The sequence below is a fragment of the Gordonia sp. GONU genome (genome assembly GCF_024733855.1).
GTDB lineage: Bacteria > Actinomycetota > Actinomycetes > Mycobacteriales > Mycobacteriaceae > Gordonia > Gordonia amicalis.
In genome coordinates this window covers 121,928-148,204 of sequence record NZ_JANRHB010000003.1, presented here as the reverse complement: position 1 = coordinate 148,204, position 26,277 = coordinate 121,928, and the positions used below count along the sequence as shown (strand labels likewise).

General features: G+C 69.5%; 5 protein-coding genes (1 of these 5 running past the window's edge). 2 read left to right on the top strand and 3 right to left on the bottom strand.

All coding sequences use genetic code 11. From position 1 onward, the window contains the following. The first annotated feature begins 176 nt into the window (after nt 1–176). Nucleotides 177–710 carry a DUF4878 domain-containing protein gene (locus tag NWF34_RS04210; RefSeq protein WP_024497701.1) on the top strand — a complete coding sequence of 178 codons (534 nt, stop codon included), beginning with the start codon at nt 177–179 and terminating at the stop codon, nt 708–710. A 78-nt stretch (nt 711–788) separates the two neighbouring features. After that, nucleotides 789–1,442 carry a DUF4190 domain-containing protein gene (locus NWF34_RS04205; RefSeq protein WP_258324280.1) on the top strand — a complete coding sequence of 218 codons (654 nt, stop codon included), beginning with the start codon at nt 789–791 and terminating at the stop codon, nt 1,440–1,442. 125 nt (nt 1,443–1,567) lie between these two features. Here the strand turns inward: NWF34_RS04205 and NWF34_RS04200 are convergent, their stop codons facing one another. The 3 genes from NWF34_RS04200 to NWF34_RS04190 form a co-directional block, all read right to left on the bottom strand. Further along, complete coding sequence (locus tag NWF34_RS04200; RefSeq protein WP_024497699.1) at nt 1,568–1,882, bottom strand: hypothetical protein; 315 nt, start codon at nt 1,880–1,882, stop codon at nt 1,568–1,570. Nucleotides 1,883–2,168: 286 nt separating this feature from the next. Beyond that, a complete protein-coding gene (locus NWF34_RS04195) occupies nt 2,169–2,396 on the bottom strand; it encodes an MbtH family protein (protein WP_024497698.1) in 228 nt (75 codons plus the stop codon). A gap of 160 nt (nt 2,397–2,556) precedes the next feature. After that, nucleotides 2,557–26,277 carry the 3' portion of a non-ribosomal peptide synthase/polyketide synthase gene (locus NWF34_RS04190; protein ID WP_375295620.1) on the bottom strand. It continues 4,560 nt past the right edge of the window, so 23,721 of the gene's 28,281 nt are visible here — the last part of the coding sequence; its start codon lies off the right edge, out of view; the stop codon is at nt 2,557–2,559.

Below are 26,277 nucleotides of genomic sequence, written 5' to 3'. Positions count from 1 at the left end.
GCGCCTTCCGTTTCCTGCCGATAGCGCTGCCGTGGCAGCCTCGTCCACCATAACCGGACCGCGGTCCGATTAATTCCGATGGCCCCGCCGCCTGAACCGAGTGGTCGAGGAGTTGGGTTAGTGTGGGCTCACTACTCCGCGGTACCGATCCGCGGGGGCGTCGTGAAGGGGAATCAATGAAGATCCGGAAGTCCGTCGCCGCCATCACTCTCGCGGGAGCCGCGCTGTTCGTCGCCACCGGCTGCTCTGATTCGTCCGACACCGTCGACGAAGCGACGAGCAAGGTGTCGACCGCAGTCCAGTCGGCCGCGTCCGAGGTCTCCACCGCCGCCGGTGACGCCATCGACCAGGTCACCGGCCTGAACGAGTCCAAGGCTCAGGACATCCTGCGCAAGGCCATCGACCCCGCCACCCCGGCCGAGGAGATCGACAAGGTCGTGGACGTCTCGAACCCGGTCACCAAGACCACCGTCATCGCCTTCGCGAAGGGCGCCTCGGCTGCGGGTTACACGCCCGACAAGTTCGAGGTCAAGGACGTCGCCAAGGACGGTGACACGAAGGCGACCGCAACCGTCGCGGTGACCAGCCCCAACTCCACGGCACCGGTCGACATCCAGCTCGCCTACGTCAAGGTCGACGGAGACTGGAAGCTCAGCAGCGACGCCGTCACCCAGCTCGCGAGCATGGCTCAGGGGCAGCAGGGGAACTGACACACCGAAGCGGACGCACCTCCTCGGTAGACTTGCCCGGACGGCCCGATGCCCGGGCCGACGGGTGAGGAGGTGGGAATGCGCATCGACGATTCGACCCAGCCGTTCCCGCCGGCCGTCACCGATCGCCACGCACTGTGGCCGGCGGTCAACGATCTCGACGACAACGTCCTCCCGAGCCTGGGGGACGCATACGATCCGACGCCACCACCGGCACGAGAGTCGCCCGTGGTGGCGTCGGCGCATCCGTCCACGCGCGTCACGACAGGCACCCGTCTGCATCCGGAGGAATATGCGGCCCTCCCACCGGTCGGAGACTTCTGGGGACTACAGAACGCCGCTCTCCAGAGGCCCGCGGACAACTTCACCGCAGGAACATCCGCTCGGCCATCGGTCCGTCGGCCGGTGCCGGTCACGAGTCTTCGAGAGTCCTCGGCCGTCTCCCTGCCGCCCTACGCCCCGCCGGCCCCGCGTCGCACGGTTGCGCCCGCCGCTTCGCTCGCGCTGACCACCGGCCTGCTCGCGGTCCCGATGACGCTCGCCCTCGGACTCGGTGCCGTTCTGGGAATGATCGCTGTCGTGTCCGGCGCCGTGGCGATCAAGCAGATCAACCGTGAACCCGCCGCGCGTAAAGGGAAGGGTCGTGCGATCACCGGCATCGTGTGCGGTGCCGGAAGCGTTGCGGTCGGGGGTCCGATCCTGCTGTTCCTGGCGTTGCTCGTAGGCCTCTGACCCGACACCGCCGGGCAGAGACAGCAGAAGCGCGGATCGCCGCCGGACGTACGAGAGCACAAGGACGACGAGACCCGCCCGGTGTGCGCCAGGCGGGTCTCGCCGTCGAGACGTGCGTACGCGGTCTAGCTGACGGCGCGAAGGCGGGGCCGCATCGCGGCGACCTCTCCGCGCTCGCGTCCGAGCCACGCCTGGATCTCGCCGATGACCTGCAGCCGTGCCTCTACCGGCCGGATCTCCGCCAGCGACGGCATGCAGTGCAGCAGCGCGGCGTAGAAAGCAGCGGTGTGGGACAGACCCTGCTCGGCGAGCACGATGTCATAGTCCTCGATGCGATCGGCCAACTCACCGTAGGTGAGCGCCGTATCGCCCAGCCGCACCGCAGTAAGGTGCGGCGTGATCGCACCACGATTCTGGATGTCGTGCAGCAGATCGTCCATGGTCAACTACCTTTCCCCCCGCCTAACCGGCGTGACCGCGGCGTCCCCGCCTCCCCAGACGTTGGTACGTTGCGGCCCTTCCACACAGTGTGCCCTACCTCATGGAATTTGAGGACTCTTGCTTCAGCATCTGTGGCACATTCCACAAGCAAACCTGCAAGGAAAATGTAACTTGATGTTACTGCTGTGACTCCAGTTACGGAAGTTCACTGCGAGTCCTTGCTTAACTTGTTATTCACAAGCGATCGTCCCGACATTCCGGTAGATCGATACCAGACAAAGCGGTTTAGGAGCCGGCGCCCTTGTCGGCCTCCATGGCCTCGATGAGGCTCTTGGGCCGGAGGTCGGTCCAGTTCTGTTCGACGTATTCGAGGCACGCCGCACGGCTGTCCTCACCGAACACCTTTGTCCAGCCGGCCGGGATGTCGGCGAAGGTCGGCCACAGCGAGTGCTGGTTCTCGTCGTTGACGAGCACGTAGAAGCGGCCGTCTTCGTCGTCAAATGGATTCGTCATGTGGATCCTTTCTCCATCGGCCGGATACCCGGCCAGTTGTTTCCGTGGGCGACGGCGTCGCCCGTTTCTCGTCGTTCGGTTGTTCCCGGGCCCGCGGGTCCCTCAGGACCCGCTCCCAGGCGTTGGTCGTCGTCATGACGATGATGTCATGGCGAGCTCCTCACTCGGTCGTCCTTCGACCGTCTTCGATCGAGGGGTCGACGGCGGCCAGTTGCCGGTCGAGTTCCGGGCCGATCACGGCCAGGGCCTCGGCGTTGGCCATTCCCAGATGGTGGGTGGGCACGTCGACGTTGTCGACGGACCCGCCGACGAAGGGCCGCCAGGCGGCGGCCAGCTGAGCCGGGTCGTCCTTGTCCTCGGTGGCGGTGAAGACATGCACATCGCCGTCGAAGACATCCGGGCGGTAGTCCAGCACGACCTGCGTCGACGAATCGAAGCTGTCCATGATCCGCTCCACCTGCTCCTCGGCCAGCAGTCCCATGCCTGCGATCTGCGCCCGGATGATCGCGGTGACCTCCTCGGACGTACTGGCTTGCACGTCGTCACCGAGGTCGAACAGATCTCGCCAGCCGCCCAGGACGTCGACCACGGTCGCGGCGTCGGGTTCGATCACGGCCTCCTCAGCCACCGGCCGGTCGTGGCCGACGACGACCGGCTCGTCCTCGGGTCGGGAGTCCATGATCCCCAGGTAGGCCACGGACTCCCCCAGTTCGCGCAGGTGGGTCGCCATCGCGTGCGCGATGACACCGCCGACCGACCACCCGAGCAGGTGGTACGGCCCGTGCGGCTGGATCCGCCGGACCTCCTCGACGTAGCGCCGCGCGAGTTCACGGGCGTCGGTGATGCTCGGTTCGCCGGTCACCACGTGCGGGTCCTGCAGACCGTGGATCGGGCGATCGGTGAGATACGGGGCGAGGCCGCCGTAGAACCACGCGAGACCGCCCGCGGGATGCACGCAGAACAGCGGTGCCTGTGCCCCCTCCGCACGCAGGGTGATCACGATGTCACTGCTGACCTCGTTGTCCGCGGCGATGCGCCGGGCGAGACCGCGCACCGTCGGGTCACTGAACAGCCAGGCCAGTTCGATGTCCAGACCGTGTCCCTCGCGCAGGTGGGCCGCCACCCGGGTGGCCGACAACGAGTTGCCGCCGAGGTCAAAGAAGCTGTCGGACGCACCGACCTCGCCCAGACCCAGCACGTCCGCATAGGCGTCGGCAATGGCCTGTTCGATGGCCGTCTCCGGTGCGACGAACTCGGCGGCAGTGACGTCCGGTTCCGGGAGTGCCGCGCGGTCGAGCTTGCCGACCGGGGTCAGCGGGAACTCGTCCAGGACGGTGATCGACGACGGCACCATGTGCGCGGGCAACCGTCCCACGAGATGTTCACGTACCGATTCGGTCTCGATGCGGTCTCCGACCACATAGGCGGCGAGCGACGTGGCCACCGATCCCCCGATGCCGACGACGACCGCCGACGTCACACCGGGAGCCGACCGCAGCACCGCCTCGATCTCACCGAGTTCGATCCGGAGGCCGCGCAGCTTGACCTGGTCGTCGCTGCGTCCCGAGTACTCGAGCGTCAGCTCTCCGGTCGCGGTGTACCGCCAGCGCACGACGTCGCCCGTGCGGTACATCCGGCTGCGCGTTCCGCCATGGCGGCTCGGGTGCGGACTCGCGACGAACCGCGAGGCCGTCAGCCCGGGCTTGGCGAGGTAACCGCGGGACACGGCGGGCCCGAGCACATAGAGCTCACCGGCCACTCCGACGGGCACGGGCCGCAGTGCCGCGTCGAGCACGAGCAGTTCGACACCGGGCAGGGGTCCGCCGAGACGTACCGGTTCCCCGGGCGCTGCCGGCCTGCCGACGGCAACCATGATCGTGGTCTCGGTCGGCCCGTATCCGTTCTGGATACGCGTGTGCGGGGACCACTCGTCCATCAGCGACTGCGGCACGGCCTCGCCCCCCACCGACACCGCGGCCAGACTCGGCAGGCCCGCCGGGTCGAGGGTCGCCAGCACCGAGGGCGTGAGGAACGTCGTGGCGATCTCGTGCCGGATGATGAAGTCCTGCAGTTCGGTTCCGCCGACAGCGGTTGCCGGACGGTAGACCAGCGCTCCGCCGTTGACGGTCGCGAGCAGGTATTCGAGCACCGACGCGTCGAAGCTCGGTGAGGCGAATCCCATCACCACGACACCGTCCTCGAGACCGAGCGCCTCGGACTTGCGCACCGCGAAGTTGTACAACCCCTCGTGCGAGACCGCGACGCCCTTCGGTCGCCCGGTCGAGCCCGAGGTGTAGATGACGTAGGCGACATTCTCCGGCCGGACCGGAAGCGGGAGTTCGGTGCGTTCCAGTGGTGCCGTGTCGAAACCGGCGATCTCCTCGGCGATCGACTCGTCGTCCAGCCGAGTCCAGCCGAACCCCTGCTCCGGCAGGTCACCCGCCGCGGACACCGACAGTCCCAGGCCGGCGCCGGAGTCCTCGACCATCGTCGCGACGCGCTCCGGCGGATAGTCCGGGTCGACCGGCACGTAGGCACCACCGGTCTTGGCCACCGCCCAGATCGCCACCAGCAACTCCACCGAGCGTGGGATGGCGAGGGCGACAAGGCTTTCGGTGCCCACTCCGCGCCCGATCAGCCACCGCGCGAGCTGGTTGGACCGTTCGTTGAGCGCCGCGTAGGACAGGCTGGCCCCCGACGCGTCCACGACGGCCGTGCGTCGCCGGTAGCGTGCACCGGCGGTCGCGAACATGTCGCCCAGCGTCACCGGGTCGGCCGCGGCGACCGCGCCCACCGGCACGAGCACGTCCGCCTCGCCGTCGAGGAGGATCGACGACGCGGCCACCGGCGATGCGGGGTTCGCGGTCAGAGAGTCCAGCAACTGGTTCAGCCGCGCCGCGAATCCGGCCGCGGTGGACTCGTCGAACAGATCGGTGGCGTATTGCAGAGCCCCCGACCACGGTTGGCCCGCATCGGCTTTCGCCACCGAGAACAGCAGGTCCACCTTCGCGGGCACCTCCCCGGCGTCCACACCGGTCACCGCGATGCCACCGAGGTCGGCGCTCAGATCGCGGCCCGCGAGTTCCGCGACCGCGCTCTGGTCGAACGTCAGCCACACCTGCGCCAACGGCGCGAACGACTCCGACCGCACCGGGTTGAGCCGGTCGACAAGCGTCTCGAAGGGCACGTCGGCGTGCGCGAACGCATCGAGGTCGATGGTGCGGACCTGCTCGAGAACCGCGTCGAAGGTGTCGCCCGGCGTGTGCGCGGTGCGCAGCACGAGGGTGTTCACGAACATGCCGACGAGCGGGTCGAGGACCTCGGCGCCACGACCGGCGACGGGCGTGCCGACCGCGACGTCGTCGGTGCCCGCCAGATCCGCGAGCAGGACCGACAACGCCGCGTGCACCACCATGAACGGTGTGATGCCGTGGCTTTCGGCGATCTGCGCCACGCGCGCGGTGACCTCGCCCGGGATCGTGAACGAGGTACGCGCGCCCCGCTGCGAGGCGACCACCGGACGCGGGCGGTCGGTCGGCAACTCCAGCAGATCGGGGAGCCCGGCCAGTCGCGACGTCCAGTAGGCGAGTTGGGCACCCACCGGCGACGACGGGTCGTCGACCTCGCCGAGGACAGCACGCTGCCACAGTGCGTAATCCGCGTACTGGACGGGCAGCGGGGCGAACGTCGGCGCCCCGCCTGCCGCACGAGCGAGGTAGGCCGTGGTCAGATCGGTCACGAGCGGACCGAGCGACTCCCCGTCCGACGCCACGTGATGCAGCACCACGACGAGGATGTACTCGTCCGCACCGATCTGGACGAGACGCGTCCGCACCGGCCAGTCGACGGAGAGGTCGAACCCGGTGGTGACGGCCCGAGCGACCTCGTCGTTCCAGCTGTTCTCGCCGGCGTCCGCGAGGAGCGGGAGGAACGCGTGGTCGAGGTGACCGGGGATCTGCTCGACCCCGGCGATCGCCTGCACCGGGACTCCCTCGATCTCGGGATACGTCGTGCGCAGGATCTCGTGTCGGGCAACCACATCCGCGATCGCGGACCCCAGCGCCTCGGGGTCGAGGTCGCCGGTCAGGCGCAGGACCGCCGGGATGTTGTAGGCCGCCAGCGACGGATCGAAGCGGTTGATGAACCACATCCGCTGCTGCGCGAAGGACAGCGGGATTCGCTCGGGCCGCGGTCGAACCGCGACGATCGGGGCGAGCCCGCTGCCACGTCCACCGAGTAGCTCGGCGAGGAGCCGCGGCGTCGGCGCCTCGAATACATCGCGGACGGTCACGTCCGCACCGAGTGCCTCACCGATGCGTGCCGCGGCACGCATCGCCGACAGCGAATTGCCGCCGATCTCGAAGAAGTTCGTGGTCGCGCCGACGGCCTCGGTGGACACCGACAAGAGTTCGGCGTACACGGCGGCCACCGCCGCCTCGCGTGGTCCGTCGACCGGGACCACCGCCGACAGGTCGATCTCCGGCGCGGGTAGCTCCTGGCGGACGATCTTGCCCGCGGTGCTGAGGGGCATCTGTTCCAGCAGGACCCACATACCCGGCCGCATGAACTCCGGCAGAGATTGTGCGACATGGTGTTTGACGGCCTCGAGGTCCACGGTCGCGGGCGCGAGGTAGCCGACGAGCTGCTGCCCCGCCGGCGTCTCGACCACCGCGGCCGCGGCGTGCACGACGTGCGGAGCCGAGGCGAGCGCGGACTCGATCTCGCCCAGCTCGATGCGCTGTCCACGCAGCTTCACCTGGAAGTCGGTGCGCCCCAGATACTCCAGGGCGCCATCCGCGCGCCACCGCACGAGATCGCCGGTCCGGTACAGACGCGCACCCGGCTCGCCGTGCGGATCGGGGATGAAACGCTCGGCGGTGAGGACCGGGCGCGACGCGTAGCCGCGCGCGAGCTGGGCGCCGCCGAGGTAGAGCTCGCCGGTGAATCCGGGCGCGACGGGGCGGAGTCGTTCGTCGAGGACGAGGGCCTCGGTGTTGGCGACCGGAACACCGATGGAGACCTCCTGACCGGCGGTCACGGTCCGCGACACGGTCGCGTAGATGGTGGTCTCGGTCGGACCGTACTGGTTGTGCAGACCGACGCCGGGCAGCAGCGTGTGGACGGTGTCGGCGACGCTCTGCGGCAACGCCTCACCGCCGGTGTGCAACCGGAAGGACGACGAGACGCGACGCAGGTCCGCCGGATCGGCGACCTCGGTCAGCACCGACAGCATCGACGGCACGAGCGTCGCCGAGGTGACCCCGAAATCGGTCAGGTAGCGCAGGACGGCCACCGGATCGCGATGCTCCCCCGGCGCCATGACGACGACCCGGCCGCCGCACAGCGACGGCCGCAGGATCTCGCCCGCCGACGGGTCGAAGGTGAGCTCGAGCACCTGGAGGATCACGTCGTCGCGGCCGAATCCGTAACGGCGCAGATCGTATTCGAGGTGCGACCGCAACGCACGATGACTGACGGTGACGCCCTTCGGACGCCCGGTCGAGCCGGACGTGAAGATCGTGTACGCGGCGTTCTCCGCACGCACCGGAGCCAGACGCTCGGTCGGGACGAAGAGGTCTCCGGAGACCGGCACGGACGCGTCGACGCCGAGCACCCGCACGTCGTCACCCAGCACCTCGACACCGGCCGGTACCGCACCCGGACCGACGAGCACGACCGCCACCGCGGCGGTGTCGACGAGGTAGTCGACCCGGTCGGCCGGGGTCTGCGGATCCATCGGCACGAACTGCCCGCCCGCGGTGAGCACGGCGTGCACGGCGACGATCATCTCGATCGAACGCGGGATGCAGACACCGACGGCCACGTCCGGGCCGACGCCGAGCGCCACCAGCCGGCGGGCGAGATCGCTGACGTGCCCACCCAGTTCCCCGTAGGTGAGTTCCTTCGACACGGTCACGACGGCCGGGTCGGCGGGCGCAGCGGCGACTCGATCGAGCAGGAGATCCGCCACATGCGAACCGGGCAGAGCCAGTTCCACACCGGTCGACCATTCGTCGATCCGGGCGATGTCCTCGGCCGACATCGGTTCGATGTCGCCGATCCGGGTCTGCGGTTCGGCGGCGATCGACCGCAGGATCGTCTCGAGGGTGCGGGCGAACACCGCGACCTGGTCGTCGTCGAAGGCGTCGGGCAGGTAGGTCAGCCGCACCGAGATCCCGCCCGCGCTCGGCGAGGTCGCCAGGTTCAGCGGGTAGTGGGTCGCGTCCGAAACCTCGACGTCTCGGATCACCAGTCCGACAGCCGAACTCGCGGCGCCGCTGGAGAGAGACTCGTTGTCGACGGGATAGGACTCGTGGACGGTCAGCGTGTCGAACAGCGCCGGACGGCCGACGTGGGTGAGGATCTCCGGCAGCCCGATGTGCTGATGGTCGAGGACCGCGGTCTTGTCGGACTGCAGCGCACCGAGCACTTCCGCGATCGTCGCGTCCGGGTCCACGTCGACCACCGCGGGGAGCGTGTTGATGAAGAGGCCCACCATCGACTCGACGCCGTCGAGGTCGGCGGGTCGACCCGACACCGTCTCACCGAAGCTGACGACCCGGTTCTCCGTGAGTCGCGACAACAGGACTGCCCAGGCGAGTTGCAGCACCGTCGCCATCGTCGTCCCGGAGGTACGTGCGGTGCGCTCGAGACCGGCTACCAGATCGGTGTCGAGGACCCAACGACGCTCGCGCGGAAGGTGTTCCGCGGAGTCCTGGTCCCCGTCGACGACGACCGGCGCCAGCCCGGGTGCGACCAGGGTCGGACTCTCGATCGGCTGCAGGACGCGCGCCCATGCCGCAAGCCCCTCGGCCTGATCGGTCTCGGCGATGCGCGCCAGGTAGTCGCCGAAGTCGGTGCGGGTACCGGCGTCCTGACCGGTGAACGGACTGCCCGTGGCGTACAGGGCCAGCAGGTCCGCCAGCACCAGCGGCCCCGACCAGCCGTCGAAGAGGATGTGGTGGTTGGTGATGACCACACTCGACCCACGAGCGTGTCGCACGATCACCGCGCGCAGCAGCGGCGGGTCGGACAGGTCGAACGGATCGGTGCGCTCCTGGGCCGCCACCGCTTCCACGGCGACGCGGACGTCGGCGTCCTCGACCTCCCGCAGTCGCCCCGCATCGTCGGCGATGTCGACGACTCGCCACCGCAGCGGGACGGTGGGCGGCACGACGGCCACGACCGCACCGCCGGGGACGTGGACGAAGCCGGACTTCAGGGTGGGATGGTGATCGAGCAGGGCGACGACCGAGTTGCGGAGACGATCGAGATCGACATCGCCCTCGAGGTGCAGAACCGCTTGCGTGACATAGACGTCGAGCTGGTCGTCGCCGGCGAACTGGGACTGGAAGTACAGGCCGCGCTGCAGCGGCGACAGCGACCAGATTCGGGCACCGGGGAACCGCTCGACGACGGAATCGAGGTCCGCCTGGGTGAGTTCGACACCCGGGACGTCGGCCGGGGAGGGGCCGACGTCGGTGCCCGACTCCACGAGACGTGCCACCGACTCGAGTTCGGCCGACCACCGGTCGGCGATCGCCTGCGCGTCCGCCGGCGACAGGATCGCCTCGGGGAACTGGATACTCGCCGACAGCACGCGACCCGCCGATGAACCGGTGACGCTGGCGTTGATGGTCAGCGCACTCATGGCGGCCACCCCGGCCGACACCGTGGCCGGCAGGAATGGTGCGTCGGGCGCCGGGAGGAAGGCGGTCTCCGCCGCCGTGCCCGGCCCGGCCTCGACCTGGTCACCGGCGCCCCCACCCCGGTTGCCGAGGTAGTTGAAGGCGATCGACGGGAGCGGGTGGGCATCGAGCCCGTCGCCGGCGCCGTCGACCGGGTACCGGAGCAGGCCGTAACCCACGCCCTGCCCGGGCATGCCGAGGCGTTCTTCCTTGGCGGCCTTGACCGCGTGGACGATGTCGCCCGCCGGGTCGACGGCCAGCGGTGCGATGGTCGTGAACCAGCCGACCGTGCGCGACAAGTCGGCGCGTCGCGGGTCCTCGCCGTCGAGGAGGACTTCCTCATAGCGTCCGTGACCCTCGGACAGCACCGTCACCGGCGACTCGTCGACGATGCCGGCCGCATGCTGCCAGGACCGCACCGCGCGGGCGAGCGAACCGAGCAGAACATCGGTGACGGACGCCGAAAAGGCTTCGGGCACAATCGTCGTCACGGCTTCGGTGATCGACGGGTCGACCCGGTGGACGATCGTCGTCAGGTTTCCGTAGCGGTCACGGACCGGATCGAGCGGCGCACCGAAGTCGGTGGGCACGAGCGGGGCCCGGTCCGCCCAGTGCGCGAGCTCGGCCCGTCGTGCGTCGGTCTGCGCCGCGAGCGCCTGCTGCCACGCTCGCTGCGAGGTCTCCACGGCGCGGACCGCGATGGGTTGACCGGCGTCCAGCTGTGCGTGAACGGTCAGCAGGTCTTCGATGAGGATCGGCCAGGACACGGCGTCCACACCGAGGTGATGGATGACGAGCACGATCCGACCGGCGCCGTCGGCGCCGGTGACGATGGTGGCGGCCACCAGCCGGCCCGTTGCCGGGTCGAGGCGGCGTGCGGCATCGGCGTGCGCGGCGACGACGGCGTCGGTGAAGTCGTCCGACCCCACTCCTGCGTCGACACCGACCGCGCGCACGGCGGTCCCGGCATCGAAGGGCGTGCCGGTCTGCAGGGTCCAGCGTCCGTCGGTGCGCTGCAACCGTGCCGAGAGCATCGGATGAGCCGTCACGACCGCGGCGAGGATCTCCCCGAGATGTTCGACCGTCAGGCCCGCCGGCGCGGACAGCACCATCGACTGGTTGAAGTCCGCGAGGTCCGCAGGCGTCTGCGCCGCCTCGACGAGCCAGGAGACGATGGGCGGCAACACGACGTCGCCGACCCCCCCGCCCTGGGGTTCGTCGAGCATCGGGACACGGGCCCCCGAGGCCGACGCCACCCGGGCCATACCCCGGACGGTCTTCTCCTCGAAGATCTCTCGCGGCGACAGCGGCAGCCCGGCCGCCTTCGCGGCGGAGGCCAGCTGGATGGACATGATCGAATCGCCGCCGAGGGCGAAGAACGATTCCGTCACCGAGACGGTGTCGACGCCCAGGAGGCCGCCGACGATCGCGGCCAGCGTCTCTTCGGCGTGCGTCGCCGCGGCCACGAGGCCGTCCGCCGGCGCGATGAACTCGGGCGCCGGCAGTGCGCGGCGGTCGAGTTTGCCGCCCGGCGTGACCGGGAGTTCGTCCAGCACCATCGCATGGTGCGGGATCATGTGTCCGGCAAGACGATCCGCGGCACCGGCGAGGACGGCGTCGGCGTCGAGCCCGTCGGACTCGCCCACCAGGTACGCGACCAGGCGGGTGCGCCCGTGCTCGTCGTCGACACCGAGCACGACGACCGAACCGACTCCGGGCTGGTCCCCGAGGACGGACTCGATCTCGCCCAGTTCCACCCGCTGGCCGTTGATCTTGACCTGATGGTCGGCACGACCGGCGAATTCGATCTCGCCATCGGCGGTGATCCGGACGAGGTCGCCGGTGGCATACATCCGGCGGCCCGGCTCGGCGGCAAACGGGTCGGCCACGAACGACGTGGCGGTGAGGTCGGGCCGGCCGAGATATCCGCGAGCCAGTGAGACCGCACTGGACAGATACAGTTCGCCGACGACTCCCTGCGGTACCGGATGCAGCCGGGCGTCGAGAACGTAGGCGGCGAAACCCCGAACGGGTCGGCCGATCGTCACCGGACGACCGACCTCCGAGAGGCCCGTGGTGGCCCAGACGGTCGCCTCCGACGGACCGTAGAAGTTGTACATCGTGCGGCCGGACTCCGCATCCGCCGGCGAGTTCCAGCGCGCCACCAGTTCCGGCGGGCACGCCTCACCACCGGTGACGAGGTTGCGGATGAAGCGCCCGTGTCGCGGGTCGACGGTGGCGAGCACTGTCGGAGTGATGAGAGTGTCGGTCACCCGCTCGCGTTCGAGGACCCGACCCAGCGCCTCGCCGGCGTACTCCGACGCCGGCGCGATGACGAGCGTGTGACCGATCGCGATCGACCACATCATCTCCAGCACCGACGCGTCGAAGCTCGGTGAGGCGACGTGCAGGACACGGGTGTCCGGCGCCTGTTCGGGCGTGCCGGTGACCTCGGTCAGCGCGTCGACGAAGTTGGCGATGCCACGGTGCGTCACGCCGACCGCCTTGGGACGGCCGGTGGAGCCCGAGGTGTAGACGAGGTACGCCAGGTCGTCCAGTCCCACCGGGGCGCGCCGGTCGGCGTCGGTCAGCGGGGTCGCGGTCACCGCGGGATCGTCGAGGTCGTCGAGCGACAGCCAGTCACAGGCGGACTCGCCGAGGCGATGACGCGTCCCGGAGTCCGTGAGGCCGAGTCGCACACCGGAATCGGCGACCATGTAGGCGATCCGGTCGTCCGGATAAGCGGGGTCGATCGGCACGTAGGCCGCGCCCGACTTGATCACGCCGAACACGGCCACGACCGAACCGATCGATCGTTCGAGGCCCACCGCGACCACGTCGCCCGGCCCGACGCCGCGTGAGATCAGTTGCCGGGCAAGACGGTCCGTGCGAGCTTCGAAATCGGCGTAGGAGACCTCGATGCCGTCGAAGACCAGGGCCGCGCGCTGCGGATCGAGAGCTCGACGCGCCAGCAGTTCGGTGAGCGCCACCGGCTCCGAGACACCGCCGTCGGCGGCGGGCTCGAGCCCGCCGACCGAGTTCCGGCTCGGTGCGGACAGCGCAGTGGCATCGATGCCGACGATGTCGATGTCACCGACCGGCAGGGCCGGATCGGTGGCCATCGCGGCGATCACCTGACGGAAGACGTCGGTGAACCGCCGGATGGTGGCGGCGTCGAACAGCGAGGTGGCATAGAGGAAGTCGGCCCGCATCGGCGAGGACGCGGTGCGCTCGGCCACCGAGACGGTGAGGTCGAATTTCGCGACCGGTTCGGCGACGCCGAGCGGTTCGGCACTGAGTCCCGACATCTCGATGCGGTCGAGGTCCTCGGGCCGTCCGCTCCCGGACACCAGGGTGTAGGCGATCTGGACCAGCGGCGGGTAGGAGGTCGAACGCTCCGGTGCGAGTTCCTCGATGAGGTCGTCGAACTGGGCGTCCGCGTGGGCGAACGCGTCGAGGTCGACGGCCCGGACGGCGCCGATGAGGTCGTTCGCCGACGACGCCGGGTCGACGGCCGTCCGCAGCACGAGGGTGTTGACGAACATGCCGACGAGGTCGTGGAGCGCGGCATCGGTCCGGCCGGCGATGGGCGTGCCGATGACGACATCGGTCGTGCTCGCGAGACGCGCGACGGTCACGGCCAGCGCGGCGTGGAGAACCATGAACAGGGTGACGTCGCGTTCCCGCGCGAGTCGTTCGAGCGCTTCGGTGAGCGCGTCGTCGACGGTGACGGTCTCGACCGCCGCCGCGGTGTCGAGCACCGCGGGACGGGGCCGGTCCATCGGCAGATCCGTGACGGCCGGGAGTCCGGCGAGCACGTCGCGCCAGTGGTCGAGTTGACGCCCCATGGGCGCCCCGGGATCGTCGGCCGCGCCCAGGTACTCCTGTTGCCACAGAGCGAAATCGGCGTATTGGATCGCCGGCGCGGCCACCGCCGGACCGCCCTGCGTGCGGTGCAGATAGGAGGCGAGCAGGTCGCGGACGAAGACCGGGGTGGACTCGCCGTCGAAGGCGATGTGGTGGACCGTGATGACCAGGTCGACGGTGCCCTCGTCGCGGCGCCGCACCCGGACGCGTAGCGGAAACTCCCTCGCGACGTCGAAACCCGTTGTCGCGGAGGCGAACAAGTCTCCGTCAGTGTCGACGACCCGCCAGTCGAGGCGTTCGCGCGCGGTCTCGGGATCGGTGACGAGCTGCAGCGGACCCTGGTCGTCACTCGGATACGTGGTGCGCAGGATCTCGTGGTTGGCCACGACGTCGCCGACTGCGCCGGCCAGCGCGTCGAGATCGAGCTCGCCGGTCAACCGCAGCGCCATCGGGATGTTGTAGGCAGCCGATGAGGTGTCGAACTGGTTGATGAACCACATCCGGCTCTGAGCGGTCGACAGCGGCAACCGGTCGGGACGCGGCATGGCGGTGACGCGGGGGACGCTGCGTCCACGGCCCGCCACCAGCGCGGCCAGCTCGCGTACGGACGGCGCGTCGAACAGGTCGCCGACGGAGACATCGACATCGAGCAGATCGGCGACGCGTGCGGCGACCCGCGCCGCGGACAGCGAGTTGCCGCCGAGATCGAAGAACGACTGGGTCACGCTGACGCGATCGGTGCCGAGTACGTCGGCCACGACTGCGGCGATCGAGGTCTCGACGTCGGATTCGGGAGCGGCGAACTCCGCGACGGCGATTTCCGGTGCGGGCAGTTGCCGCCGGGCGACCTTGCCCGCGCTGTTGAGCGGCAGACGCTCGAGACTCATCCAGACCGTGGGCCGCATGTAGGCCGGCAACGACTGTGCGGCAACGGCCTTCACCTGATCGAGATCGGCGGTCTCGGGCGAGATGTAGGCGACGAGGTGGGACTCGCCCGACACCTTGGCGACATTCGCCGCAGCGTGCAGGACACCGGGCGCCGACATGAGGACGGCCTCGACCTCACCGAGTTCGAGACGCTGGCCGCGCAGCTTCACCTGGAAGTCGGTGCGGCCCAGATACTCCAGCTGACCACGCGCGTTCCAGCGCACCAGGTCGCCGGTGCGGTACAACCGCCCACCGTTCTCGCCGAAGGGGTCGGCCACGAAACGTTCCGCGGTCAAGCCGGACCGGGACGCATATCCGCGGGCGAGCTGGACGCCGCCGAGATAGAGCTCACCGGGCACACCCGAGGGGACGAGCTGCAACCGGGAGTCCAGGACGAAGGTGGTCGTGCTCGGGACCGGCACACCGATCGGCACCGACTGCTCCCCCGCCACCACATGATGCGCCGTCACATCCACCGCGGCCTCGGTCGGCCCATACAGGTTGTGCAACTCCACATCCGGCAACACCGACAGCAACGACTGCGCCACCGCCGCCGTCAACGCCTCACCCGAGGTGAACGTCAACCGCAACGACGACAACTCGCCCACCCGATCACCCAGCACATCGAGGAACACCGACAACATCGACGGCACGAAATGGATCACCGAGACCCGCTCCGCAGCAACCAGATCCGCCAGATACCGCGGATCACCATGCCGATCCGGCTCGGCCACCACCAGAGTCGCCCCCACCGCGAACGGCAGGAACAACTCCCACACCGACACATCGAACGTCACCGGCGTCTTCTGCACGAAGACATCCGAATCGGAGATCGAATACCAGTCCCGCATCCACTCCAGACGATTCATCATCGCCCGGTGCGACACGGTCACACCCTTCGGCCGACCCGTCGAACCCGAGGTGAACAGCGTGTACGCGGCATCGTCCGGCCGGATCGCCCGACCGCGTTCGGCATCGGTGACCGGCGCGGCCGTCAGATCGATGACCTCGCCGGCGTCGTAGGTGACGATCTCGACCTCGCCGAGATCCTCGACGGCCGAGGGAATGCGGCCGGCGGCGACCACGACACGTCGTACACCGGCGGTGGTCAGCATGTACTCGACGCGGTCGCGCGGCGCGGCCGGATCGATCGGCACATAGTGCGCGCCCGCCGCGATCGTCGCGTGGACGGCGACGAGCAGTTCCACCGACCGCGGGAGGCACAGTCCCACGGCGTCACCGGGGCGCACCCCGGAGGCGAGCAACGTGCGTGCGAGGCCCCACACCCGTGCACCGAATTCGCCGTAGGAGACCGTGCGTTCGCCGACACGTAGCGCGGGCGCGTCGGGCGTCGCGGCGACGACGTTCGTGAGGTCGTCGTACACCGACGACGGCAGGGTCATCAGGTCGCCCTGCTCGGCAGCGGAGATGACCGCCAGCTGCTCGGCGTCGACCAGCGGGATGTCGCCGACCGGCGCGGCCGGCCTGGTGACGAGGTCGCGCAGGACGTCGACGAAACGGCGTCCGAAGTCGGCGACCGTGGACTCGTCGAACAGTTCTGTCGCGTAGATGACCGAGACGTCCCACGGATTGTCCGCACCGTTCGCGGTGATCGTGAACGTGAGGTCCATCTGTGCCGCCACGGAATCGCGTTCCACCGGAGCGATCCCCAGCTCGGCGACATTCTCCACCGCGGCACCGGCCGATGCGGCCGGGTCGAAGGACAGCATCACCTGGGCGAGTGGCGAGAAGGACTCGGAACGAACGGGATTCAGCTTCTCGACGAGTGCCTCGAAGGGCACGTCCGCGTGTGCGAACGCGTCGAGGTCGGTGGTCCGCACCTCGGCGACGAGGTCGTCGAAACTCATCTTCGGGTCGATGTGCGACCGCAGGACGAGCGTGTTGACGAACATGCCGACGAGCGGATCGAGTTCGCGCTGGCCACGACCGGCGATCGGAGTCGCCACCGCGATATCCTCGGTCGCCGAGAGGCGCGACAGGAGCACGGCGAGCGCCGCGTGCACGACCATGAACGCGGTCACCCCGCGCTCGGCGCGAAGCGCCTCGACGGCGGCGGTCACGTCGGCCGGGATCTGCAGGCCGACCTGTGCGCCGATGTGTGAGGCGACCGCGGGTCGCGGCCGGTCCGCCGGGAGGTCGATCACCTCGGGGAGACCGGCGAGCTGTCCGGTCCAGTAGCTGAGCTGCCGGCCGATGATCGACGAGGCGTCCGAGGGGTCGCCGAGGACGGCGTGCTGCCAGATCGCGTAGTCGGCGAATTGCACCGCCAGCGGCGCGAACTGAGGTTCTTCACCCGAGCGGCGGGCCTGATACGCGGTGATGACATCGGTCACCAGCGGCGCCAGCGACTCACCGTCGGCACCGATGTGGTGGATGACGATCGCCAGGACGGACTCGGTGTCGGAGATCTGCCACAGTCGCACGCGCATCGGCCACTGTGCCGTGACATCGAAGCCGGTGGCGGCGGCCGTCTCGAGGTCGGCCGCGGAGTCGACGATCGCCCAGTCGAGGCGGTCGGCGACGGAGTCCGCCGGGTGGATCAGCTGATACGCCACGCCGGCATCGTCCGGGAAGGTGGTCCGCAGGACCTCGTGCCGGATGACGACGTCGGTGAACGCGGCGCGCAGCGCCTCGATGTCGAGCGGACCGGTCAGCCGCAGGACCGCCGGGATGTTGTAGGCAACCGACTCGGGCTGGAAGCGGTTGATGAACCAGATACGACTCTGCGCGAAGGACAAGGGGATCCGGTCGGGACGAGGCGAGGCCGCGACGACCGGTGGGAGGCTGGCGCCACGTCCGGCGACCGCGAGCACGAGATCACGGACCGAGGGCGACTCGAACACGTCACGCACCGACACCTCGGCACCGAGCGCATCGGCGGCCCGGGAGGCCAGACGGGTGGCCGACAACGAATTGCCGCCCAGGTCGAAGAAGCTCGTGGTCACGCCGATCTCATCGAGGCCGAGGACCTCGGCGAAGACCTGTGCGACGGTCGTCTCCTCCGGAGTTGCCGGGGCCACCACCTCGTCGACGACCGCCCCCGTCTCGGGGATCGGTAACGCGTTCCGGTCGAGCTTCCCGTTCGCGGTCAACGGCAGGGCGCCGATGCCGACGATCTGGTCGGGCACCATGTACGCCGGCACCGATCGGCCGGCGATACGACGGACCTCGGCGGCGTCGACCGGCTCGCCGGCCTCGACATCGTGAACCAGGTAGCCGATGAGTTGTTCACCGCGGCCGGGGATCTCGACGACCCGTGCAGCCGCCGCACTCACCCCGGGCACCGCCAGCAGGGCAGCCTCGATCTCACCGAACTCGATGCGGTAGCCGCGCAACTGCACCTGCGCGTCGCCGCGACCGAGGTATTCGATGTCGCCGGCGACACGGCGGGCGAGGTCGCCGGTGCGGTACATCCGCGTCCCGGGCTCGCCGTAGGGAGACGCCACGAAACGCGTGGCGGAGAGACCGGCGCGCTTCAGGTAGCTCTGTGCCAACTGGCCACCGGTCACGTACATCTCGCCGACGACGCCCTCCGGCACCGGCCGGAGGCGGTCGTCGAGCACGTGGATGCCCAGCGAGACCAGCGGACGTCCGATGAAGCTCGCGTCGTCGGCGGCCACCGATGCCGGATCCAGCGGACGGAAACTGACATGCACCGTCGTCTCGGTGATGCCGTACATGTTGACCAACTGTGTGGTCTCGGCCGGATGGTCGTCGAACCAGCGCCGGACCTGCTCGAAGCTGAGGGCCTCACCACCGAAGACGATGTAGCGCAACGACAGTGCCACCGGTCGACGCCGGCGCGCTTCGGCCAGCTGATAGAACGCCGACGGAGTCTGACTCAGGACCGTGACCTGCTCGCGCACGAGGAGTTCCAGGAACTCCTCCGGGGAACGGGCCAGGTCGCGGTCGACGAGGACCAGACGGCCACCGGTCAGCAGCGGACCCCACAGTTCCCAGACGGAGAAGTCGAACGCGTACGAGTGGAACAGCGTCCACACATCGGTCTCGTCGAAGCTGAAGTCACCTGCGGCGGTGTCCATCAGGGTCACCACGTCGCGATGAGTGATCTCCACGCCCTTGGGGCGCCCGGTCGAGCCGGAGGTGTAGATCACGTACGCCCGGGACTCGGGAAGCACCGAAACCGGGGCCGGGCGCCCACCGGCTCCCTCGGCGGCCAGTTCGGCCACCGAGACCACCGGCGTCGTCTCCAGCTGTGACCACAGCTCGAAGTCCGCGGTGGAGTCGTCGATGATCACCGCACTCGGCGCGGCGTCGGTGACGATGAAGTGCAGGCGGTCGACCGGGTTCGTGGTGTCCAGCGGCAGATAGCCCGCACCACAACGCAACACACCGAGAATCGAGGTGACGAGATCCACCGACCGGGACGGCGCCACCGCCACCAGATCGCCCGGACGGACACCACGCGCCTGAAGAGCGGTCGCGATCTCGGCCGAACGCACGTCGAGCTCGGCATAGTCCACGGTCGAGACCGTGTCGGTCACCGCCGGATGCCGGCCGAACGCGGCGACAGTGCGGCCGAACAACTCGGCCAACGACGAATCGGTGTTGCGGGTACGCGTCTGCGGCGGGGTGAGGCCGCGACGGTACTCCTCCTCGTCGAGAAGCGTGATCGAACCGACCTCGACCGACGGGTCGGCGACCACGGCGGACAGGATCCGGATCAGAGCCTGCGCGTAGACATCGACCTGACGGTCGGTGAAGGCGGCGGGAAGGTATTTGAGCTTCAGCTCGAACCGGTCCCCGATGACTCCGGTGACCAGGTTGAGCGGGTAGTGCGTCGAGTCGCTCGCCTGGAGGTCTTCGACGCCGATGCCGCCGGCGTCGGCGCCCTGTTTGAGCGACTGCGCGTCCACGGGATACGACTCGTGGACCGTCAGGGTGTCGAACAGCTGCCCGCGTCCCACGAGCGCGGTCAGCTCCGGTAGACCCAGATGCTGGTGGTCGAGAACCTTGACCTTGGCAGCCTGCATGGCCGACAGGACCTGCGCGGCGGTCGCGTTCGGATCGACGTCCGCCACCGCGGGCAGGGTGTTGATGAACAGACCCACCATGGTCTCGACCCCGTCGAGATCTGCCGGGCGTCCGGAGACGGTCTCACCGAAGACCACGGCACGCTGACCGGTGATCCGCGACAGCAGAACCGCCCACGCGAACTGCATGACGGTCGACACGGTCACGCCGCTCGCCCGGGTGAGGTCCTCGATGGCTGCGGTCAGCTCCGGCGAGAGCATCGTGCTGGCGTCGCGCGGCAGCTGATCGGTGGTCGCCTCGCGACCGGCGCCGACCAGTGTCGGCTCCTCGACGATCTCGAGGACCGACCGCCATGCGGCGAGGCCGGCCTCGGTGTCGGAGGCCGCGATGTGGCGCAGGTAGTCGAGGTAGTCGCCCTCGCTACCCGACTGCGCCGCAACGGTTCCGGTGTAGGTCTGGCCGGTCGCGTACAGCGCGAACAGGTCGGCGAGGATCAGCGGGCTCGACCAGCCGTCGATGAGGATGTGATGACTGGTGACCACGAGGGTCGAGGTATCGCCACGACGGACGAGCACGAACCGCATGAGCGGTCCGGACTCGAGGTCGAACGGCACGCCGCGCTCGGACTCGGCGACAGCCTCGACCCCGTCCGTGGCGGTCGAGTCGAGATCGACGATGCGCCAGGGGATGTCGACGGTCTCGGGTACCACAGCGACGACCTCGCCGCTCGGGACGCGGACGAAGCTCGACCGCAGGACGCGGTGGTGTGCGAACACCTCGCGCACGGCATCGGACAGGCGCTGCGCGTCGACCTCGCCCCTCAGCGTGAGCACGGCCTGCGCCGTGTACACGTCCACCGCACCGGCATCACGGCCCGCCGCGGCGAGCTCGGCCTGGAACTGGAGGCCGCGCTGCAGCGGCGACAACGGCCAGACATCGGCGCCCGGGAATCGGCGGGCGAGCGTGTCGAGGTCGTCCTGGGTGAGGCGGGCACCCACGACGTCGGACGGCGACAGTCCGGGGTCGCCCACGCGCGCGACCTCGGCGACCACGTCGGCGAGTTCGGCGTCCCAGAGCTGTGCCAGATCGGCTACTGCCTCGACATCGAGAACCGCACGCGGGAAGGAGAATCCGGCCACGAACTCGCGGCCCTGCGCCGACACGGTGGTGCCGGCATTGATGCTGAGGACGTTGGGCGCCACCATCGCCCCGGTCACCGTGCCGGGCAGACGGGGCGCGGCCGGATCGGGCAGGAAGGCGAGTCCCGCGGCATCACTCTCGGCGCCGACCGCGTCGGCACCGGTCCCGGCGACGTTGCCCAGATAGTTGAACCCGATACTCGGCAACGGGCGCCGTGACAGTTCGGTGCCGGCGTAGCGCAACAGCCCGTAGCCGATGCCGTTGTCGGGCTGGCCGACCCGTTCTTCCTTGGCGGCTTTCACGGTTCGGATGGCGGTGCCGTGGACGTCGACGGCCACCGGCGCGATGGTGGTGAACCATCCCACCGTGCGGGAGAGGTCCACCGATCGGGCGCCGGGCCCGTGGAGCAACGCTTCCTCGTAGCGCCCGTGACCTTCGAGCATGATGGTCACCGGATGATCGTCGGCGATACCCCGGGCCTTCTGCCACGCCCGGACGGCGCGCGCGAGAGCGCCGACGAGGGCGTCGTTGACGTTTCCGCGGAACGCGGTGGGAACGGTCGTGAGCAACGCCTCGGTGACCGAGGAGTCGACGGTGTGCACATAGGTCTCGGTGGTCGACATCCGGTCACGGGCGCGATCGAGTTCTCCGCCGAGATCGGTCGCCGTGCGTGGCGAGCGGGCAAGCCAGTAGCCGAGTTCGACTGTGCGGTCGGCACGCTGGGCGTCCAGCGCCGCGACGAATGCGCGCGCCGACGTCCCCTCGGGCCGCAGTTCGTAGGGGGCGCCGCTGTTGCGCTGGGCCCAGGCGGTGAGCAGGTCCTCGATGATCACCCGCCACGAGACGGCGTCGACACCGAGGTGGTGGATCACGACGACGAGTCGTCGGTGTCCGTCGGGGTCGGCGACCAGAACTGCCGAGACCAGCTGTCCGCGAGTGGGATCCAGACGACGCGAGGCCTCCTCGAAGGCCTCCACGAGGACCTCCTCGAAGCCGGCTTCGCCGATGCGGACCGGACTCGTGCGCCCGGACACCGCGGCGGCGTCGAGCGGCGCCACGCCTGTGCGCAGGGCCCACGCACCCGGTTCGTCGCCGGGTTCGACGGCTGCGCCGAGCATCGGGTGAGCCGCGACGACCTGCGCGAGGAGCTCGGCCGCGACGTCGGCGGTCAGCTCGTCCGGTGCGGTCAGGACCATCGACTGGGAGAAATCGGCGAAATCCTCGACACGATCGGTGAGCTCGAGCGCCCAGGAGACCACCGGGGGCACGACCATCGGTCCGGTCCCGCCGCCGGGCAGTTCCTCGAGCGCCGGGACCCGATCGGTCCGGCTGCCGATCGCGCGGGCAATGCCGCGAACGGTCTTGTGCTCGAAGATGTCTCGCGGCGTGACCTCGATGCCCGCCGCGCGGGCGCCCGAGGCGACCTGGATCGACATGATCGAGTCGCCACCCAGGGCGAAGAAGGAATCGGTGACGCTGATCCGCTCGAGCCCGAGAAGGCCGGCGATGATCGCGGCGAGCTGCTGTTCGGTCGGCGTCTCGGGTTCGACGTGATCGGATTCGACGTCGATGGTGGGTGCGGGCAGGGCCCGGCGATCCAGCTTGCCGACCGGGGTCAGCGGGAGCTCGTCGAGGACACCGATGCTGGCAGGCACCATGAACAACGGCAGGCGTGCCGCGAGATGGTCACGCAGCGAGCCGAGTTCGACCTCGGATGCGAGCACGACGTAGGCCGCGAGCGCCGACACCACGGACTGTCCGCTCGACGCCAGCTGACCGTCTGCCCCGACTCCGACGACGACCGCGGAGGCGACCGCGGGATGATCGGTCAGTGCGCTCTCGATCTCGCCGAGTTCGATACGCAGGCCACGGAGCTTGATCTGGTCGTCGCTTCGTCCGACATAGTCCACCGACAGCGTGCCGTCGGCTTCGACGACCCAGCGCACGACGTCGCCGGTGCGGTACATCCGGTCGCCGGGTGTCCCGAACGGGTTCGCGACGAAACGTTCGGCGGTGAGTCCCGGGCGGTTGAGATAACCCTGCGCGAGAGCGGGTCCGCTGACGTAGAGCTCACCCGCGACACCGACGGGCACGGTGTGCAGCCGGGAATCGAGGACGAGGAGGTCGATTCCGTCGATGGGCGGCCCGATGAGGACCGGTTCGTCGGACCGCATCGGCACACCGATGGTGACGCCGATGGTGGTCTCGGTCGGACCGTAGAGGTTCTGGAACCGCATCAGCGGCGCCCACCGCTCACGAAGGGACTCCGGCACCGCCTCGCCGCCGGCGTAGACGGTGTACAGGTCCGGCAGTTCGGCCGGGTCCAGGGACGCGAGCACCGTGGGCGTCAGGAAGGTGTGGGTGATGTGCTGTTCACGCATGAACTCCTGAAGTGGCGCACCCGCCACCGCATCCCGGTGGCGGTAGATGACCGACGCGCCTGCGGTGAAGGCCAGCAGGTACTCCAGGACGAAGGCGTCGAAGCTCGGCGACGCGAAGCCGAGCACCCGTGAGGCCTCGACGATCCCCGACCGCTTGGCCGCCTCGAACCCGAAGTTGCGGAGTCCGCCGTGGGTGACCGTGACGCCCTTGGGGAGACCGGTCGACCCGGACGTGTAGATGACGTAGGCGGTGTCGGCCACGTCGATGCGCGCCCCGCGTTCGGCGTCGGCGATGGTCGTATCCGAGTGCCGGGCAACGCTTGTCACGACATCCGGGGCGTCGAGGTAGGTCCATTCGCCACCGAATGCCTCGACGTCGGCGGCGCCGGACACGGTGAGCCCGACCCCTGCGCCGGAGTCGGTCATCATGTGGGTGACGCGGTCCGCCGGGTAATCGGGGTCGATCGGCACGTAACCGGCCCCGGTCTTGGTGACGGCCCAGATGGCGACCATCAGGTCGACCGAGCGCGGGATCACCAGCGCGACAAGACTTCCGCGGCCGATGCCGCGCGCGAGCAGATACCTTGCGAGACGGTTGGATTCGGCGTCGAGTTCCCCGTAGGTGAGTGCACGGTCGAGATCACCGACCGCCAGGTTCTCCGGGACACGCGCGGCGGTCTCGGCGAACAGTTGGGCGAGCGGCACCGCCGGGGCCGCGGGGACGCGACCCACCGGGGCGAGCTGTGCGTGCTCGGCGGGGTCGAGGAGTGCGACATCACCGACGGCGACGTCCACGTCGGCGACCAGCGCATGGAGCAGCATCGCGTAACGCGCCATCATGCGTTCGACGGTGGTCGCGTCGAACAGGTCCTCGGCGTAGTTGGCGCGGCCGATCCACACTCCGCCTCGGCCACCACGGAGTCCGACCGTGAGGTCGACCTTCGCCGAGGTCTCCGGGGTGTCGACCAGTTCGACGGCGAGATCGTCGATGTCGGCCAGCAGTGCCGACGGTTCGGTGACCTCGGGATCGAAGGTGAGCAGGATCTGGGTGAGGGGCGCGAAGGCCTCCGAACGGACCGGTGCCACGGCGTCGACGACAGCCTCGAAAGGCGCATCCGCGTGTGCAAAGGCGTCGAGGTCCACGACCCGGACGGCGTCGAGCAACTCGGCGAACCGGGCGTCCGCGTCGACCGCGGTCCGCAGGACCAGCGTGTTGACGAACATGCCGACGAGCGGATCGAGCGCGGCGTCGCCGCGTCCCGCGATCGGGGTGCCGATCGCGATGTCGTCGGTGGACGACAGACGCGCGAACAGCACGGCGAGCGCCGCGTGGACGACCATGAACTCGGTGACGCCACGCTCGGCGGCCACCTTCCGCACGAGTTCGGCGGTGGCGGCTGGGATCTCGAATTCGACCTCGGCACCCCGCATCGATGCGACGTGCGGCCGGGGCCGGTCCGTGGGGAGGGCCAGGACGTCGGGCAATCCGGCAAGCTGGGTACGCCAGTAGTCGAGTTGCGCCGCGACCCGGGACTCCGGATCCGACACCAGACCCAGCTCACGCCGCTGCCAGAGCGCGACGTCGGCGAACTGCACGTCGAGTTCGTCGAAGTGCGGTGCGCGACCCTGGGAACGGGCCACATAGGCGGTCACGACATCGGTCACCAGCGGACGCATCGACTCGCCGTCGCCGGCGATGTGGTGCAGGACGATCAGGACGATGTGCTCGAGGTCGTCGACGCGGTGGACGCGAACGCGAATCGGCCGTTCGACGGTGACGTCGAAACCTGTTGCGGCGGCGACGAACAGATCTGACTCGGCATCGACCGTCGCCCAGTCCAGATCGGCTGCGGCAGTGGTGGCGTCACCGATGACCTGGCGCGGTGATCCCTCGACCGACGGGAAGACCGTGCGGAGCACCTCCTGGCGTTCCACCAGATCGACCATCGCCGAGCGCAGCGCGGCCAGGTCGAGCTTGCCCCGCAACCGCAGGGCGATCGGGATGTTGTAGGCCGGCGAGCTGGTGTCGAACTGGTTGATGAACCAGATCCGTTGCTGCGCATAGGACAGCGGGATCTCGTCGGGACGAGGGCGCACCGCCGTGACCGGTGGCAGACCGGGGACCCGGCCGGCCACGCGCTGGGCGAGTTCGCGCACACTGGGCGCTTCGAACAGGTCGCGGACGCTGACCTCGACACCGAGGGCGGCACCAGCTCGGGCAGCGACGCGCATGGCGGCGAGGGAGTTGCCGCCGAGGTCGAAGAACGATTCGACCACGGAAACCTCGGGCACCCCGAGAACCTCCGCCACCACGGCGGCGATGGCACGTTCGGCGGGGGTCGCCGGCTCGACGATCTCGGCCTCACTCACCACCGGCGCGGGCAGGGACAGTCGGTCGACCTTGCCGGAGGCATTGCGCGGCAGGTCCTCGAGAACCATCCACAGGCTCGGGCGCAGGTGTGCGAGAAGACGTTCGGTGGCGTACGCGCGCACCTCGTCGGCGTCGGGAGCGGTACCGGGATGACCCACGAGGTAGGCCACGAGCGCGTCGCCTGCGCCGGTGGCCACGACCGCGGCAACGGCCTGCACCACGCCCGGCGCCGCGCCGAGCACGGCCTCGATCTCGCCGAGTTCGATTCGCTGACCGTGGATCTTGACCTGGAAGTCGCTTCGGCCGAGGTACTCGATCTCGCCGTCCGACCGCCAGCGCGCGAGGTCGCCCGTGCGGTAGAGCCGCGCGCCGGCCGGGCCGGTCGGATCGGCCACGAAGGACGCGGAGGTCAGTCCGGGCGCAGACGCGTAACCGCGCGCCGTCTGGACGCCGCCGAGGTACAGCTCGCCGGCCACACGCGGCGGGACCGG

Coding starts and splice junctions, on each gene's coding strand:
- NWF34_RS04210 (WP_024497701.1), top strand. CDS start 177: ATGAAGATCCGGAAGTCCGTCGCCGCCATCACTCTCGCGGGAGCCGCG.
- NWF34_RS04205 (WP_258324280.1), top strand. CDS start 789: ATGCGCATCGACGATTCGACCCAGCCGTTCCCGCCGGCCGTCACCGAT.
- NWF34_RS04200 (WP_024497699.1), bottom strand. CDS start 1,882: ATGGACGATCTGCTGCACGACATCCAGAATCGTGGTGCGATCACGCCG.
- NWF34_RS04195 (WP_024497698.1), bottom strand. CDS start 2,396: ATGACGAATCCATTTGACGACGAAGACGGCCGCTTCTACGTGCTCGTC.